General features: G+C 38.6%; 2 protein-coding genes. Both read right to left on the bottom strand.

The features are described 5' to 3' along the window. Positions 1-6: 6 nt before the first annotated feature. Positions 7-948 (bottom strand): PorP/SprF family type IX secretion system membrane protein, encoded by a 942-nt coding sequence (locus tag AQ1685_RS06235; protein WP_095075013.1) that lies wholly within the window; start codon positions 946-948, stop codon positions 7-9. A gap of 20 nt (positions 949-968) precedes the next feature. Beyond that, positions 969-17990 (bottom strand): Ig-like domain-containing protein, encoded by a 17022-nt coding sequence (locus tag AQ1685_RS06230; RefSeq protein WP_095070412.1) that lies wholly within the window; start codon positions 17988-17990, stop codon positions 969-971. Between the last annotated feature and the right edge of the window lie 384 nt (positions 17991-18374).

The following is an 18374-nucleotide window of genomic DNA, read 5'->3' as shown; positions in this document are numbered from 1 at the left end:
ACATGTTTAAAAGAATCTAGGTGATTTCATTATACGCTGTCTGAAAATATCCCATCGTAGCATTAATTCATAAGTACCTGAATTATAATTACTATAATTTGAAGTTGTTAAGTCGTAAGCGAAACCTATATTAAAGTTTTCTGTTGCTTGAAAACCTAGTAGCGCACTAATTGAGTCATCCCATCTCCAAGCCAAACCTGCAGCAAATTTATTATTGAACAAGAAGTTTGCAGATAGATCTACTGATATTGGAGCTCCGTTTACCACTTTAGCTAATGCAGCTGGCTTAAATTTAAGTGTTTCACTTAAGTCAAAAACATAACCTAAAATTCCGAAGAAGTGTAAACGTTCTTCTGCTACATCTCCAAAACCAGATGTACTAGTCGCAATAGTATCATCGTAATGTTCGGTTCTTAGAAAGTTTGGTATGGCTACTCCTACGTACCAATTAGATTCGTAGTAATAAATACCAGCTCCTATGGTAGGTAAAAAACGACTTACTGTACCTTCAAAAATACGTTCTTGTTGTAATGCTGTACCTTTACTCCAATCTATAGAAAGATGTCTACCTCCTAATTTTAAACCAAAAGCTAAGTTTCCATCATCGCTAGTTCGTACCGTGTACGATATATTAGCATCTAAATAAATTTCATTAGAAGGACCGATTCGGTCATTTGTTAAATTTATTCCCAATCCAACTCCAGTGTAACCTAATACGGTATCATAACTTAATGTTTGAGAGTCTGGTGCTCCATCTAATCCAACCCACTGAGTTCTACCCAGTGCGGTGATTACTGTATGACCATTAGATCCTGCATAGGCTGGATTTACACTCATTGTATTATACATATATTGAGTATATTGAGGATCTTGTTGACTAAAAATTATATCAACTGATAATAAAACCAAAATAGGTAATACTCTTTTTAAATATACTATCGTATTCATATTTTTAATAATAATTTCAATTATCGATTTATATATAACCATCCTGCTTTTGGCTTTTTATTTTCGTCTCCATAATCAATTACATAATAGTAAGTACCTACAGGTAATTTAGAATCTACACTTATTGTTACCCTACCATTTGAAACTCCTCTAAAGGCAACCGTTTCGTTATTATATCCACTAGCTTTATATACTGTGTTCCCCCATCTGTTAAATATCTCTACAGTATTATTTGGGAAATTTTCTATACCAGCTATAAAGAATACTCCATTAGTATTATTTCCATCATCAGAAACTAAATTAAATACATCATTCTCTGGACCATTAACCGTTATAGTAACTGTAGCTGTTTTACAATTTGGCGGAACATCATCATCACAAATCTGATATACAAATGTGTCTGTACCAGTAAAACCTGGATTTGGAGTATAAATAATTGTATCATCACTAGGGTCATCTGGAGTACCTCCATCGTCTATAGTCACAGTACCATTTGAAGGATCACTAGTAATAGTCGTATCGCCTGTACTAGGAACATTAGTATCATTATTTGTAATATCCACTTCGATTGGTGTATCAAACTCGGTAACATCTGAATCATCATTTAAAATAAAATCAGAGTTTATAATTGTAATTGTTGCTGAATCACTGTTACCTTCAGCATCTTCAATATTGTATGTAATTGGTGTTGGATCACCCATAAAGCCTGGATCTGGTGTAAATACAACTTCTCCTGTACTTGGGTCAACACTCCAAACTCCTTCGCCTGGAACTGTTACTTCTATACAATCACCTTCTGCATCTGTAGCCGTACAACTTGAACCGGCTGGTAAACCTGTAGTGTCTAAACTAACGGTGCTTGGATCAACTGGATCGCCACTAGTATCATTTCCTGCAACATTAATTGGATCACTTGGACTTCCTGGTGTGTAATCTCCTGTGTCATCGGTAGCAACTGGTAAAGGATCTGCAACTACTGTAATCGTCCCTGAATCACTGTTACCTTCAGCATCTTCAATATCGTATGTAATTGGTGTTGGATCACCCATATAACCTGTCTCTGGTGTAAATACGACTTCGCCTGTACTTGGATCAACACTCCAAACTCCTTCGCCTGGAACTGTTACTTCTATACAATCACCTTCTGCATCGGTAGCTGTACAACTTGAACCGGCTGGTAAACCTGTAATGTCTAAACTAACAGTACTTGGGTCAACTGTATCTCCACTTATATCATTTCCTGCAACATCAATTGGATCACTTGGACTTCCTGGGGTATAATCTCCTGTGTCATCGGTAGCAACTGGTAATGGATCTGAACTTAATGTTATTGTCGCTTCATTTGAAATATTACCTTCTGCGTCTTCAACTGTATAACTGACTACTGTTGGAGTACCTGTGAAACTTCCATCTGGTGTGAAGATTACATTACCACTACTATCAACTGTCCAAACTCCTTCGCCTGGAACTGTTAACGTCTTACCGTCTGGACTTACACTTGAACCAGCTGGTAAGCCTGTTGTCGTAAATACAACTGTGCTTGGATCAACCGTATCTCCTGTTGTGTCATTATTCGTAACATTAATTGGGTTACTTGTTGTTCCCGGAGTATAAACTCCTGTGTCATTTGTCGCTATTGGTAATGGATCTGCAACTACTGTAATTGTTCCTGAATCACTGTTACCTTCAGCATCTTCAATATCATATGTAATTGGTGTTGGGTCACCTGTAAAACTTAGATCTGGTGTAAATACAACTTCTCCTGTACTTGGGTCAACACTCCAAACTCCTTCGCCTGGAACTGTTACTTCTATACAATCACCTTCTACATCTGTAGCCGTACAACTTGAACCGGCTGGTAAACCTGTAGTGTCTAAACTAACGGTGCTTGGATCAACTGGATCGCCACTAGTATCATTTCCTGCAACATTAATTGGATCACTAGGACTTCCTGGTGTGTAATCTCCTGTGTCATCGGTAGCAACTGGTAAAGGATCTGCAACTACTGTAATCGTCCCTGAATCACTGTTACCTTCAGCATCTTCAATATCGTATGTAATTGGTGTTGGATCACCCATATAACCTGTCTCTGGTGTAAATACGACTTCGCCTGTACTTGGATCAACACTCCAAACTCCTTCGCCTGGAACTGTTACTTCTATACAATCACCTTCTGCATCGGTAGCTGTACAACTTGAACCGGCTGGTAAACCTGTAATGTCTAAACTAACAGTACTTGGGTCAACTGTATCTCCACTTATATCATTTCCTGCAACATCAATTGGATCACTTGGACTTCCTGGGGTATAATCTCCTGTGTCATCGGTAGCAACTGGTAATGGATCTGAACTTAATGTTATTGTCGCTTCATTTGAAATATTACCTTCTGCGTCTTCAACTGTATAACTGACTACTGTTGGAGTACCTGTGAAACTTCCATCTGGTGTGAAGATTACATTACCACTACTATCAACTGTCCAAACTCCTTCGCCTGGAACTGTTAACGTCTTACCGTCTGGACTTACACTTGAACCAGCTGGTAAGCCTGTTGTCGTAAATACAACTGTGCTTGGATCAACCGTATCTCCTGTTGTGTCATTATTCGTAACATTAATTAGGTTACTTGTTGTTCCCGGAGTATAAACTCCTGTGTCATTTGTCGCTATTGGTAATGGATCTGCAACTACTGTAATTGTTCCTGAATCACTGTTACCTTCAGCATCTTCAATATCATATGTAATTGGTGTTGGATCACCCATAAAGCTTAGATCTGGTGTAAATACAACTTCTCCTGTACTTGGGTCAACACTCCAAACTCCTTCGCCTGGAACTGTTACTTCTATACAATCACCTTCTGCATCTGTAGCCGTACAACTTGAACCGGCTGGTAAACCTGTAGTGTCTAAACTAACGGTGCTTGGATCAACTGGATCGCCACTAGTATCATTTCCTGCAACATTAATTGGATCACTAGGACTTCCTGGTGTATAACCTCCTGTGTCATCGGTAGCAACTGGTAAAGGATCTGCAACTACTGTAATCGTCCCTGAATCACTGTTACCTTCAGCATCTTCAATATCGTATGTAATTGGTGTTGGATCACCCATATAACCTGTCTCTGGTGTAAATACGACTTCGCCTGTACTTGGATCAACACTCCAAACTCCTTCGCCTGGAACTGTTACTTCTATACAATCACCTTCTGCATCGGTAGCTGTACAACTTGAACCGGCTGGTAAACCTGTAATGTCTAAACTAACAGTACTTGGGTCAACTGTATCTCCACTTATATCATTTCCTGCAACATCAATTGGATCACTTGGACTTCCTGGGGTATAATCTCCTGTGTCATCGGTAGCAACTGGTAATGGATCTGAACTTAATGTTATTGTCGCTTCATTTGAAATATTACCTTCTGCGTCTTCAACTGTATAACTGACTACTGTTGGAGTACCTGTGAAACTTCCATCTGGTGTGAAGATTACATTACCACTACTATCAACTGTCCAAACTCCTTCGCCTGGAACTGTTAACGTCTTACCGTCTGGACTTACACTTGAACCAGCTGGTAAGCCTGTTGTCGTAAATACAACTGTGCTTGGATCAACCGTATCTCCTGTTGTGTCATTATTTGTAACATTAATTGGGTTACTTGTTGTTCCCGGAGTATAAACTCCTGTGTCATTTGTCGCTATTGGTAATGGATCTGCAACTACTGTAATTGTTCCTGAATCACTGTTACCTTCAGCATCTTCAATATCATATGTAATTGGTGTTGGGTCACCTGTAAAGCTTAGATCTGGTGTAAATACGACTTCGCCTGTACTTGGATCAACACTCCAAACTCCTTCGCCTGGAACTGTTACTTCTATACAATCACCTTCTGCATCGGTAGCTGTACAACTTGAACCGGCTGGTAAACCTGTAATGTCTAAACTAACAGTACTTGGGTCAACTGTATCTCCACTTATATCATTTCCTGCAACATTAATTGGATCACTAGGACTTCCTGGTGTGTAATCTCCTGTATCATCGGTAGCAACTGGTAAAGGATCTGCAACTACTGTAATTATTCCTGAATCACTGTTACCTTCAGCATCTTCAATATCGTATGTAATTGAAGTTGGATCACCCATAAAGCCTGGATCTGGGGTAAATACGACTTCTCCTGTACTTGGGTCAACACTCCAAACTCCTTCGCCTGGAACTGTAACTTCTATACAATCACCTTCTGCATCTGTAGTTGTACAACTTGAACCGGCTGGTAAACCTATAGTGTCTAAACTAACTGTACTTGGATCAACTGTATCGCCACTAGTATCATTTCCTGCAACATTAATTGGATCACTTGGACTTCCTGGTGTGTAATCTCCTGTATCATCGGTAGCAACTGGTAAAGGATCTGCAACTACTGTAATTGTTCCTGAATCACTATTACCTTCAGCGTCTTCAATATCGTATGCAATTGGTGTTGGATCACCCATATAACCTGTCTCTGGTGTAAATATAACTTCTCCTGTACTTGGATCAACAGTCCAAACTCCTTCACCTGGAACTGTAACTTCTATGCAATCACCTTCTGCATCTGTAGCTGTACAACTTGAACCGGCTGGTAAACCTGTAGTGTCTAAACTAACGGTGCTTGGGTCAACTGTGTCTCCTGTGGTATCATTTCCTGCAACATCAATTGGATCACTTGGACTTCCTGGGGTATAATCGCCTGTATCATCTGTGGCGATTGGATCAGCATCTAATGTGATTGTAGCTTCGTTTGAAACATTACCTTCTGCATCTTCAACTGTATAACTTGCTGGGGTTGGATCGCCTGTGAAACTTCCGTCTGGTGTAAAGATCACATTGCCGCTTCCATCAACATTCCAAGTTCCTTCACCTGGAACTGTTAAGGTCTTACCATCAGGGCTTACACTTGAACCTGCTGGTAAACCTGTAGTGGTAAATACAACTGTACTTGGATCAACTGTGTCGCCTGTGGTATCATTACTTGTAACATTTAATGCCATACTTGGACTTCCTGGAGTGTAAACCCCGCTATCATTGCTTGCGATTGGATCGGCATCTAATGTGATTGTAGCTTCATTTGAAACATTACCTTCGGCATCTTCAACTGTATAACTCGCTGGTGTTGGATCTCCTGTGAAACTTCCATCTGGTGTAAAGATCACATTACCACTTCCATCAACACTCCAAGTTCCTTCACCTGGAACTGTTAATGTCTTGCCATCAGGGCTTACACTTGAACCAGCTGGTAAACCTGTAGTGGTAAATACAACCGTGCTTGGATCAACTGTGTCTCCTGTAGTATCATTACTTGTAACATTTAATACCATACTTGGGCTTCCTGGTGTGTAAACTCCACTATCATTGCTCGCTATTGGATCGGCATCTAATGTGATTGTAGCTTCATTTGAAACATTTCCTTCTGCATCTTCAACTGTATAACTTGCTGGTGTTGGATCTCCTGTGAAACTTCCGTCCGGTGTGAAGATCACATTACCACTTCCATCAACATTCCAAGTTCCTTCACCTGGAACTGTTAAGGTCTTGCCATCAGGACTTACACTTGAACCCGCTGGTAAACCTGTAGTGGTAAATACAACTGTACTTGGATCAACTGTGTCTCCTGTGGTATCATTACTCGTAACATTTAGTGCCATACTTGGACTTCCTGGAGTGTAAACTCCACTATCATTGCTTGCTATTGGATCGGCATCTAATGTGATTGTAGCTTCATTTGAAACATTACCCTCGGTATCTTCAACTGTATAACTTGCTGGTGTTGGATCGCCTGTGAAACTTCCGTCTGGTGTAAAGATCACATTACCACTTCCATCAACATTCCAAGTTCCTTCACCTGGAACTGTTAAGGTCTTGCCATCAGGGCTTACACTTGAACCCGCTGGTAAGCCTGTAGTGGTAAATACAACTGTACTTGGATCAACTGTGTCGCCTGTAGTATCATTACTTGTAACATTTAATGCCATACTTGGACTTCCTGGAGTGTAAACTCCACTATCATTACTTGCTATTGGATCAGCATCTAATGTGATTGTAGCTTCATTTGAAACATTACCTTCTGCATCCTCAACTGTATAACTTGCTGGTGTTGGATCACCTGTGAAACTTCCATCTGGTGTGAAGATCACATTACCACTTCCATCAACATTCCAAGTTCCTTCACCTGGAACTGTTAAGGTCTTGCCATCAGGACTTACACTTGAACCCGCTGGTAAACCTGTAGTGGTAAATACAACTGTACTTGGATCAACTGTGTCGCCTGTAGTATCATTACTTGTAACATTTAATGCCATACTTGGGCTTCCTGGTGTGTAAACTCCACTATCATTGCTCGCTATTGGATCGGCATCTAATGTGATTGTAGCTTCGTTTGAAACATTTCCTTCTGCATCTTCAACTGTATAACTCGCTGGTGTTGGATCTCCTGTGAAACTTCCGTCCGGTGTGAAGATCACATTACCACTTCCATCAACATTCCAAGTTCCTTCACCTGGAACTGTTAAGGTCTTGCCATCAGGACTTACACTTGAACCCGCTGGTAAACCTGTAGTGGTAAATACAACTGTACTTGGATCAACTGTGTCGCCTGTAGTATCATTACTTGTAACATTTAATGCCATACTTGGACTTCCTGGAGTGTAAACTCCACTATCATTGCTTGCTATTGGATCGGCATCTAATGTGATTGTAGCTTCGTTTGAAACATTTCCTTCTGCATCTTCAACTGTATAACTCGCTGGTGTTGGATCGCCTGTGAAACTTCCGTCTGGTGTAAAGATCACATTGCCGCTTCCATCAACATTCCAAGTTCCTTCACCTGGAACTGTTAAGGTCTTACCATCAGGGCTTACACTTGAACCTGCTGGTAAACCTGTAGTGGTAAATACAACTGTACTTGGATCAACTGTGTCGCCTGTGGTATCATTACTTGTAACATTTAATGCCATACTTGGACTTCCTGGAGTGTAAACCCCGCTATCATTGCTTGCGATTGGATCGGCATCTAATGTGATTGTAGCTTCATTTGAAACATTACCTTCGGCATCTTCAACTGTATAACTCGCTGGTGTTGGATCTCCTGTGAAACTTCCATCTGGTGTAAAGATCACATTACCACTTCCATCAACACTCCAAGTTCCTTCACCTGGAACTGTTAATGTCTTGCCATCAGGGCTTACACTTGAACCAGCTGGTAAACCTGTAGTGGTAAATACAACCGTGCTTGGATCAACTGTGTCTCCTGTAGTATCATTACTTGTAACATTTAATACCATACTTGGACTTCCTGGAGTGTAAACCCCGCTATCATTGCTCGCTATTGGATCGGCATCTAATGTGATTGTAGCTTCATTTGAAACATTTCCTTCTGCATCTTCAACTGTATAACTTGCTGGTGTTGGATCTCCTGTGAAACTTCCGTCCGGTGTGAAGATCACATTACCACTTCCATCAACATTCCAAGTTCCTTCACCTGGAACTGTTAAGGTCTTACCATCAAGACTTACACTTGAACCAGCTGGTAAACCTGTAGTGGTAAATACAACTGTACTTGGATCAACTGTGTCTCCTGTGGTATCATTACTCGTAACATTTAGTGCCATACTTGGACTTCCTGGAGTGTAAACTCCACTATCATTGCTTGCTATTGGATCGGCATCTAATGTGATTGTAGCTTCATTTGAAACATTACCCTCGGTATCTTCAACTGTATAACTTGCTGGTGTTGGATCGCCTGTGAAACTTCCGTCTGGTGTAAAGATCACATTACCACTTCCATCAACATTCCAAGTTCCTTCACCTGGAACTGTTAAGGTCTTGCCATCAGGGCTTACACTTGAACCCGCTGGTAAGCCTGTAGTGGTAAATACAACTGTACTTGGATCAACTGTGTCGCCTGTAGTATCATTACTTGTAACATTTAATGCCATACTTGGACTTCCTGGTGTGTAAACTCCACTATCATTACTTGCTATTGGATCGGCATCTAATGTGATTGTAGCTTCATTTGAAACATTACCCTCGGTATCTTCAACTGTATAACTTGCTGGTGTTGGATCGCCTGTGAAACTTCCGTCTGGTGTAAAGATCACATTACCACTTCCATCAACATTCCAAGTTCCTTCACCTGGAACTGTTAAGGTCTTGCCATCAGGGCTTACACTTGAACCCGCTGGTAAGCCTGTAGTGGTAAATACAACTGTACTTGGATCAACTGTGTCGCCTGTAGTATCATTACTTGTAACATTTAATGCCATACTTGGACTTCCTGGTGTGTAAACTCCACTATCATTACTTGCTATTGGATCAGCATCTAATGTGATTGTAGCTTCATTTGAAACATTACCTTCTGCATCCTCAACTGTATAACTTGCTGGTGTTGGATCACCTGTGAAACTTCCATCTGGTGTGAAGATCACATTACCACTTCCATCAACATTCCAAGTTCCTTCACCTGGAACTGTTAAGGTCTTACCATCAAGACTTACACTTGAACCAGCTGGTAAACCTGTAGTGGTAAATACAACCGTGCTTGGATCAACTGTGTCTCCTGTAGTATCATTACTTGTAACATTTAGTGCCATACTTGGACTTCCTGGTGTGTAAACTCCACTATCATTACTTGCTATTGGTAGTTGATCTATGGTTATTGTAAATGTATCTGTACCACTACAACCATTTGAATCTATATATGTGATAACTCCGTTATATGTATTTGCTGATGCACCGCCTGGAATAACATAAGTTGCGCCTGTTAAACTTGTGGCACTACTAACGTCTACAAATCCTGCTGCTTCTGCTGCTGCATCATAATCTATTGTATAATCAACTGGACTTCCACTGGTAGCGGTAACTGTTAAAGCTGATGAAGTTGTACCTGGTACAACAGTAACATCATTTACTGTAGCTACTGGATTTGCATTGATTGTAACTGTAAATGTATCTGTACCACTACAACCATTTGAATCTATATATGTGATAACTCCGTTATATGTATTCACTGATGCACCGCCTGGAATCACATAAGTTGCGCCTGTTAAACTTGTGGCACTACTAACGTCTACAAATCCTGCTGCTTCTGCTGCTACATCATAATCTATTGTATAATCAACTGGACTTCCACTGGTAGCGGTAACTGTTAAAGCTGATGATGTGTCTCCAGAACAAACCTCTGCATCATTTACTGTAGCTACTGGATTTGCATTGATTGTAACTGTAAATGTATCTGTACCACTACAACCATTTGAATCTATATAGGTAATAACTCCGTTATATGTATTCGCTGCTGCACCGCCTGGAATCACATAAGTTGCGCCTGATAAACTTGTAGCACTACTAACATCTACAAATCCCACTGCCTCTGCTGCTGCATCATAATCTATTGTATAATTAACCGGACTTCCACTAGTAGCGGTAACTGTTAAAGCTGATGATGTGTCTCCAGAACAAACCTCTGCATCATTTACTGTAGCTACTGGATTTGCATTGATTGTAACTGTAAATGCATCTGTACCACTACAACCATTTGAATCTATATAGGTGATAACTCCGTTATATGTATTCGCTGATGCTCCGCCTGGAATCACATAAGTTGCCCCTGTTAAACTTGTGGCACTACTAACATCCACAAATCCCGCTGCCTCTGCTGCTGCATCATAATCTATTGTATAATTAACCGGACTTCCACTAGTAGCGGTAACTGTTAAAGCTGATGATGTGTCTCCAGAACAAACCTCTGCATCATTTACTGTAGCTACTGGATTTGCATTGATTGTAACTGTAAATGCATCGGTACCACTACAACCATTTGAATCTATATATGTAATAACTCCGTTATATGTATTCGCTGATGCTCCGCCTGGAATCACATAAGTTGCGCCTGATAAACTTGTGGCACTACTAACATCTACAAATCCCACTGCCTCTGCTGCTGCATCATAATCTATTGTATAATTAACCGGACTTCCACTAGTAGCGGTAACTGTTAATGAAGATGAAGTTGTACCCATACATACTTCTGGATCATTTACTGTAGCTACTGGATTTGCATTGATTGTAACTGTAAATGCATCGGTACCACTACAACCATTTGAATCTATATATGTAATAACTCCGTTATATGTATTCGCTGATGCTCCGCCTGGAATCACATAAGTTGCGCCTGTTAAACTTGTGGCACTACTAACATCCACAAATCCCGCTGCCTCTGCTGCTGCATCATAATCTATTGTATAATTAACCGGACTTCCACTAGTAGCGGTAACTGTTAATGAAGATGAAGTTGTACCCATACATACTTCTGGATCATTTACTGTAGCTACTGGATTTGCATTGATTGTAACTGTAAATGCATCGGTACCACTACAACCATTTGAATCTATATATGTAATAACTCCGTTATATGTATTCGCTGATGCTCCGCCTGGAATCACATAAGTTGCGCCTGTTAAACTTGTGGCACTACTAACATCCACAAATCCCGCTGCCTCTGCTGCTGCATCATAATCTATTGTATAATTAACCGGACTTCCACTAGTAGCGGTAACTGTTAATGAAGATGAAGTTGTACCCATACATACTTCTGGATCATTTACTGTAGCTACTGGATTTGCATTGATTGTAACTGTAAATGCATCTGTACCACTACAACCATTTGAATCTATATATGTAATAACTCCGTTATATGTATTCGCTGATGCACCGCCTGGAATCACATAAGTTGCCCCTGATAAACTTGTGGCGCTACTAACATCTACAAATCCTGCTGCCTCTGCTGCTGCATCATAATCTATTGTATAATTTATTGGTGTTCCTGTAGTCGCTGTAACTGTTAAAGCTGATGATGTATCTCCTGAACAAACCTCTGCATCATTTACTGTAGCTACTGGATTTGCATTGATTGTAACTGTAAATGCATCGGTACCACTACATCCATTTGAATCTATATATGTAATAACTCCGTTATATGTATTCGCTGATGCACCGCCTGGAATCACATAAGTTGCGCCTGATAAACTTGTAGCACTACTAACATCTACAAATCCTGCTGCCTCTGCTGCTGCATCATAATCTATTGTATAATTTATTGGTGTTCCTGTAGTCGCTATAACTGTTAATGAAGATGAAGTTGTACCCATACATACTTCTGGATCATTTACTGTAGCTACTGGATTTGCATTGATTGTAACTGTAAATGCATCGGTACCACTACATCCATTTGAATCTATATAGGTGATAACTCCGTTATATGTATTCGCTGATGCTCCGCCTGGAATCACATAAGTTGCGCCTGATAAACTTGTGGCGCTACTAACATCTACAAATCCCGCTGCCTCTGCTGCTGCATCATAATCTATTGTATAATTTATTGGTGTTCCTGTAGTCGCTGTAACTGTTAGTGAAGACGAAGTTGTCCCCATACATACTTCTGGATCATTTACTGTAGCTACTGGATTTGGGTTTACAGTAGTTAATGTTACTGTATCAACTTCAGGGCACGAATTTCCTGTAGTTGTTACCTCTACTCTATACATATTTCCTGCTAATGCACTTGTTGCTGTTACTGTTAACATAGAAGTATTGGTCCCTGAATAAGGTGCTCCATCTGTTAATGGAGTTGTGCTAGCACCCAAAAACCATCTGTAAGTATAATCTCCTGCTGGAATTGGCACAGTAGTGTCATCTGTTGTAGCACCAGTTGTACCAAAATCTGTAACCCTTACACCTGTTGCTGTTGCTGTAAAAACAATATCTGAACCTTCGCAGGCTTCACCTGAAGTTGGTGAGGCTGATACTGAAAAAGTATCACTTGCTGTTTCTGTACCGTTAACTCCATCATAACCTCCAACAGAACTTCCGTTAGTTACTTGTCCTGATGTTGGACTTCCTAAAGCACCTACTGTAGGATGTCCATTTAATCTTCCATCATCGTTATCATCTGTTCCTCCAGACTCTACCACATCATTACATCCATCATTATCACTATCTATATCTAAGTAATCTGGAGTCCCATCCATATCTGTATCTAAAGGATCACATAAAACAGATTGAAATGCAACATTATCAATAGTTATAGAGCCTGCATTTGCTGGTGGATTGTTATATAAGAAAATTCTTATTGTGTATTTTGTTATTGGCTGTAAATCAACATTATTTGTAGCTGGTACTCTAAATGTAGAAGCTGCAACTGTAGCTTCATCGAATAATACTGTACTAGTTGCAAAATTATCATCAGAAATTTCTACTTGATAGCTATATCCTGTTCTGTAATCTACAGCTGGTATACCTACTGGTTCTCCGAAGAAAAATAGTTGTACTATTCTATATCCTTCATCTCCTGTAATAAAATTATATTCTACATAATCGTTATCTGCTTTTGCACCTGCTAAATCTGCTTGATCAACACCTTGTAAATCTACATAACCTCCACTTGTATTATTTGCATCATTACTGTAATTAACTCCAGATCCAAATAACTGGTTAGATAATGCATTTGGAGTAAAGAAATCTCCATCTACGGTAGTAGGTGTTTGTAAACCTCCTGTATTATCATAAAGTACCATTAATTTTCTTGAAGAGTTAACGATTCTACAAAACGATTCATTTGTATCTAATATTCCATCGTTGTCATCATCTAAATCACATATGTCACTTATTCCATCTGAATCAGCATCGTCTCCATTAATCGTAATTACAAAACTATCAGTTCCTTCACAACCATTAGCATCAGTAAAAGAAATTACACCATTATATGTAGCTGCACCTGTTGACGCTGCTGCTGGAATTATAAAAGTTGCTCCTGTTAAACTCGTTGCGCTTGTAACATCTGTAAATCCGGCTCCTTCTGCTGCTGCATCATAATCTATTGTGTAGGTAACTGGATCTAAACCTGATCTAGTACTTAGTAACAACTCTGCAGAAGTTCTACCCATACACACTTCTGGATCATTAACAACTGCTACTGGATTTGCATTCACAGTCACTGTAAAAGCATCTGTACCGCTACAACCGTTTGCATCTATGTAAGTAATAATACCATTATATATAGCTTCTGGCGCTGCTGCTGGAATTACAAAAGTCGCTCCTGTTAAACTTGATGCGCTTGTAACATCTGTAAATCCTGCTCCTTCTGCTGCTGCATCATAATCTATTGTATAATTTATTGGTGTTCCTGTAGTCGCTGTAACTGTTAATGAAGATGAAGTTGTACCCATACATACTTCTGGATCATTTACTGTAGCTACTGGATTTTCGTTAATTTCAATAGTAAAAGCATCGGTTCCACTACAACCATTAGCATCTATATATGTAATTACCCCATTATATGTATTTGCAGCTGCACCTCCTGGAATAACAAAAGTTGCTCCAGATAAACTTGTGGCACTACTAACATCTGTAAAACCTACAGCTTCTGCTGCTGCGTCATAATCTATTGTATAATTTGTTGGTGTTCCTGTAGTCGCTGTAACTGTTAATGAAGATGAAGTTGTACCCATACATACTTCTGGATCATTTACTGTAGCCACTGGATTTGGATTTACAGTAGTTAATGTTCCTGTATCTTCTTGAGGACACGAATTACCTGTAGTTGTTACTTCAACTCTATATGCATTTCCAGCTAAGGCACTTGTTGCTGTAATTGTTAGCATAGATGTATTAGTTCCTGAATATGGTGCTCCATCTGTTAACGGAGTAGTACTTGCTCCTAAAAACCATCGATAAGTATAATCTCCTGCCGGAATTGGAATCGTAGTATCGTCTGTTGTAGCTCCTGATGCTCCAAAATCTGTAACTCTTGTGCCTGTTGCCGTTGCTGTAAATACAATATCGGAACCTTCGCAGGCTTCACCTGAAGTTGGTGTAACTGATACTGAAAAATTATCGCTAACTATTTCTGTTCCATTAGCTCCGTCATATCCCCCAACAGTACTTCCATTAGTTACTTGACCTGATGTAGCTGTACCGGCAGCATCTACCGTAGGATGTCCGTTTAATCTTCCATCATTATTATCATCTGTACCTCCGGATTCTACAACATCATTACATCCGTCATTATCACTATCTAAATCTAAATAATCAGGAGTTCCATCCATATCAGTGTCACGTGCAAAACAATAACTAAATTCTGTGAATTGCATAGTTACATTTGATAAATCTCCATTTCTTTTACCAGCTACAATTACAAATGTGTCTACTGCTCCTAAAGAGTTTACTGATACTACATTATTTGGTGCATTTGCTCCTGGTGATGTACTCAATACTGACTGTGGACCATCTGGTTGGGAAAAATTTGCTCCTGGTATATTTACATTTGTAATTTCAATTGGTACATTTACTCCACCTAAAGTAGCTGAAAAGTCTACTCTATCGCTATTGTCTATTCCTCCCCATTTAAATTCTGAAACATGTATAGGATTATCGAAAGTAAAAGTATAAACTGCTACATCAATAGTTGCTGCATCTGCAGGATAAGAAGTTCCTGCTGGAAAATTTGTGTTTCGTGGTTGCACATTGATATAATTCCCGTCGACACCAGCTGTTGGACCTTGGCTTCTGACTCCTGAGCTCCAAACTGCATTATTTAACACTTCAAAACTAAATGTTCCGGTGACTCCATTTTCACTGTATACATTATTAACAGTACCTGAAGCATTACCACCTGTCGTTGTTCCTGTACTAGCTTGAGTAAATGTTTGACCTAAAGGAACAAAAGTTCCTGAAGGACAGTCAAATTCTTCTGTATCTAAAATACCATCATTATCATCATCTAAATCTGCTAGATCAGAAATTCCATCTAAATCAGAATCTGTTCCTGATCCATTTATGGTGATCGTTAAATTAGCATCATCTGTATTAAAACCATCAAACAGTGTATAATTAAATACTTCTGTAAGACTTTGTCCTGTTAAAAGATTTTGTACTGCTGGATTTGTATTATCTAACGTATAGGTATAACCACCATCGGAATTCATTACGATACTTCCATATGTTCCTGCATATGAAACTCCCAAATTACCAGCATTACCATCTACTTGAGTTACTTCAATTGAAGCTTCTCCTTGCCAAAATATATCAGATACACCTGCTATTTGTAAACCTTTATCAAAGTCAGTAGCATCTGGTCCATAATTATAATTTAGAACTAATTGATCTATTGGCTGATCGAAGAATATATTGACATTTCCTGTAGCATCTTCTGGAACAGCATTTCCAGTTCCATAAAAAGTTCCTGTACTCGGATTTACTACTCCACCAGTTGTTATAAAATTGAATGGAACAGAAGTACCTGACAAAGAACCTTGAATATTAATTTGATCTTGCCACGTAGTACCTTGTGAATAATCTATATCTACAACTAGGAAACCTAAATTAAATACAGGTTTTGTAAAATCGATCGTAAGTGATACATCAGCTGTTGGGCTTGTACTAGGATCTATTGAGTAACGAAAATATCCTTCATGTCCACCATTCAATCCATTTGGATTTCCTCGATAAACTACAAAATTTCTATCAGGAATACCAACATTATCTGGATCTGATGTTGTAAAATTCAATGTAACATCGTTAGGAGCTGTACCTATTGTTCTTGATTGCCCGTTTACAGGACCTGAAACATCTAAAAAAACGGGTTGATCTGTAAATTCATTTTCCCAAACTAGCGTATTTAATCCTCTATCAATTGCATCAACTGCTCCACCTGGACCTGGATCTGTTATAACGTTTCCTGTAGCATTAGGATCTACAAAAGCTGTCATTGAATCTGTATTATCTACAGCATTAGGTAATTCATCTACACCATTAATAGTTATGGTTATATATGCATAATCTAAATCATTATCTGGAACAGACCTTTCTACAGTGTAAGAAATAATATCATCTATACTTTCTCCATTTCTTAAACCTGTAACGGCTGGATTTGTTTCATCTACATCATAAGTATAACTACCATCTGAATTTATAGTTATAGAACCAAATAATGTTGTATAACTGTTACCAACAGCAGCTGGATATACATCAACTTCTGTTACACTTAAAGTACCATTCCTTGGAGTGGTTTCATTAGTTAGTACATTACCACTAATTGTTCCTGTATTATTTGCTGCTACAGAATTAGTATCGTTAACAGCAACTATATCATCAAAAGCTCTAATCGTTGTTTGTGCACTTGCTGTATCTGTATTAGTATCTGTTATAGTGATAGACATGGTTCTTATACCTTCTGTAAAAGGATCAACTAAGTCTCCATAAAAAAGTAACTCTAAGAAATCTTCAAAATCTGCATTAGGGATTGCACCTCCAAACTGTCTGGTTACAGAAAATGTAGTGTCTGTTAATTGTGTTACTAAAACTGTAGTAGTTCCTACTGTATAGGTAAATGTATCGTAAGGTGTATTGAAAAAATATAAATCGAAACCTGGTGCATTATTATTTATAGCTAATAATTCTTGATCTGGTGTATCGAGTATACCTGTAAAACTGATTGTAGCACTCACGATTCCTGCATCGGATGTAACCACAGGTGCATTTACAACAGGAAATACGTTACCTGTAGTTGGTTGCACAGTAATATCATTATCATTACCAGCTGTAAAGCCGTTTAAGTCTATAGTAGGTAAGGCAAATAATGAAAGTGGATTTGTGAAAATATTATCTCTTTTCTTATTGAGAAATACTTTTTTATTTTCATGTACATAATAATGCCCACCGTGAAATACCTTCTTTGTATTATTAACCTTTGATTTGTTAGGATTCTTTTTATAGTTAATCGTATTATCATCAGCATAACTGAAAACAAAACTAAACACTAACAATAAAAAAATGAGAAAATCTTTTTCTCTGTTTTCAAATCTTTTTTTTTGATGAAACAAAGCATTTAATTGGGATTGATTATTATCTCCGTAGAAATTTTCATCAAAAAATACTTTGTTCGCTTTATTGTAAACCTTAATTTTGAAATCTTTCAGTTTACAAAATAATATAGGTATTACCTTACTAAAATAAATAATCATAATGATCAGTTTATTAATTGATTGTTATATTCATGCCCTACTTTTGTTTCCGCTCGCCAAAGTGTAACAATTGTGGGGTTTTATTTTTATATCATACCACAGCCATAACATGTAACTCTAGTGAGCTACATATAGCTTGCCAATAAATTTTATAGTAATTGTTTGGTAAAGTGAATCTTTTCTACAATAGAAACTTACATGAATTATTGATATGTGAAAAGACGACTGAGATTTGTTTTTCTAAGGTATTTTTTTGCATAGATTCGGGGGGTTAGGTATTGTAAATTTTTATACTAATATAATTAATCAAAGTTTATTTAACAAATTAAATTTTGCTTTAAAACACTTTAAATGAAGTACTAAATACTTCAAATAAATAGACAT

This window comes from Tenacibaculum jejuense, assembly GCF_900198195.1.
Lineage (GTDB): Bacteria > Bacteroidota > Bacteroidia > Flavobacteriales > Flavobacteriaceae > Polaribacter > Polaribacter jejuensis.
Note: the sequence above shows the minus strand (reverse complement) of the source record. Positions and strands in the feature narration are given on the sequence as shown.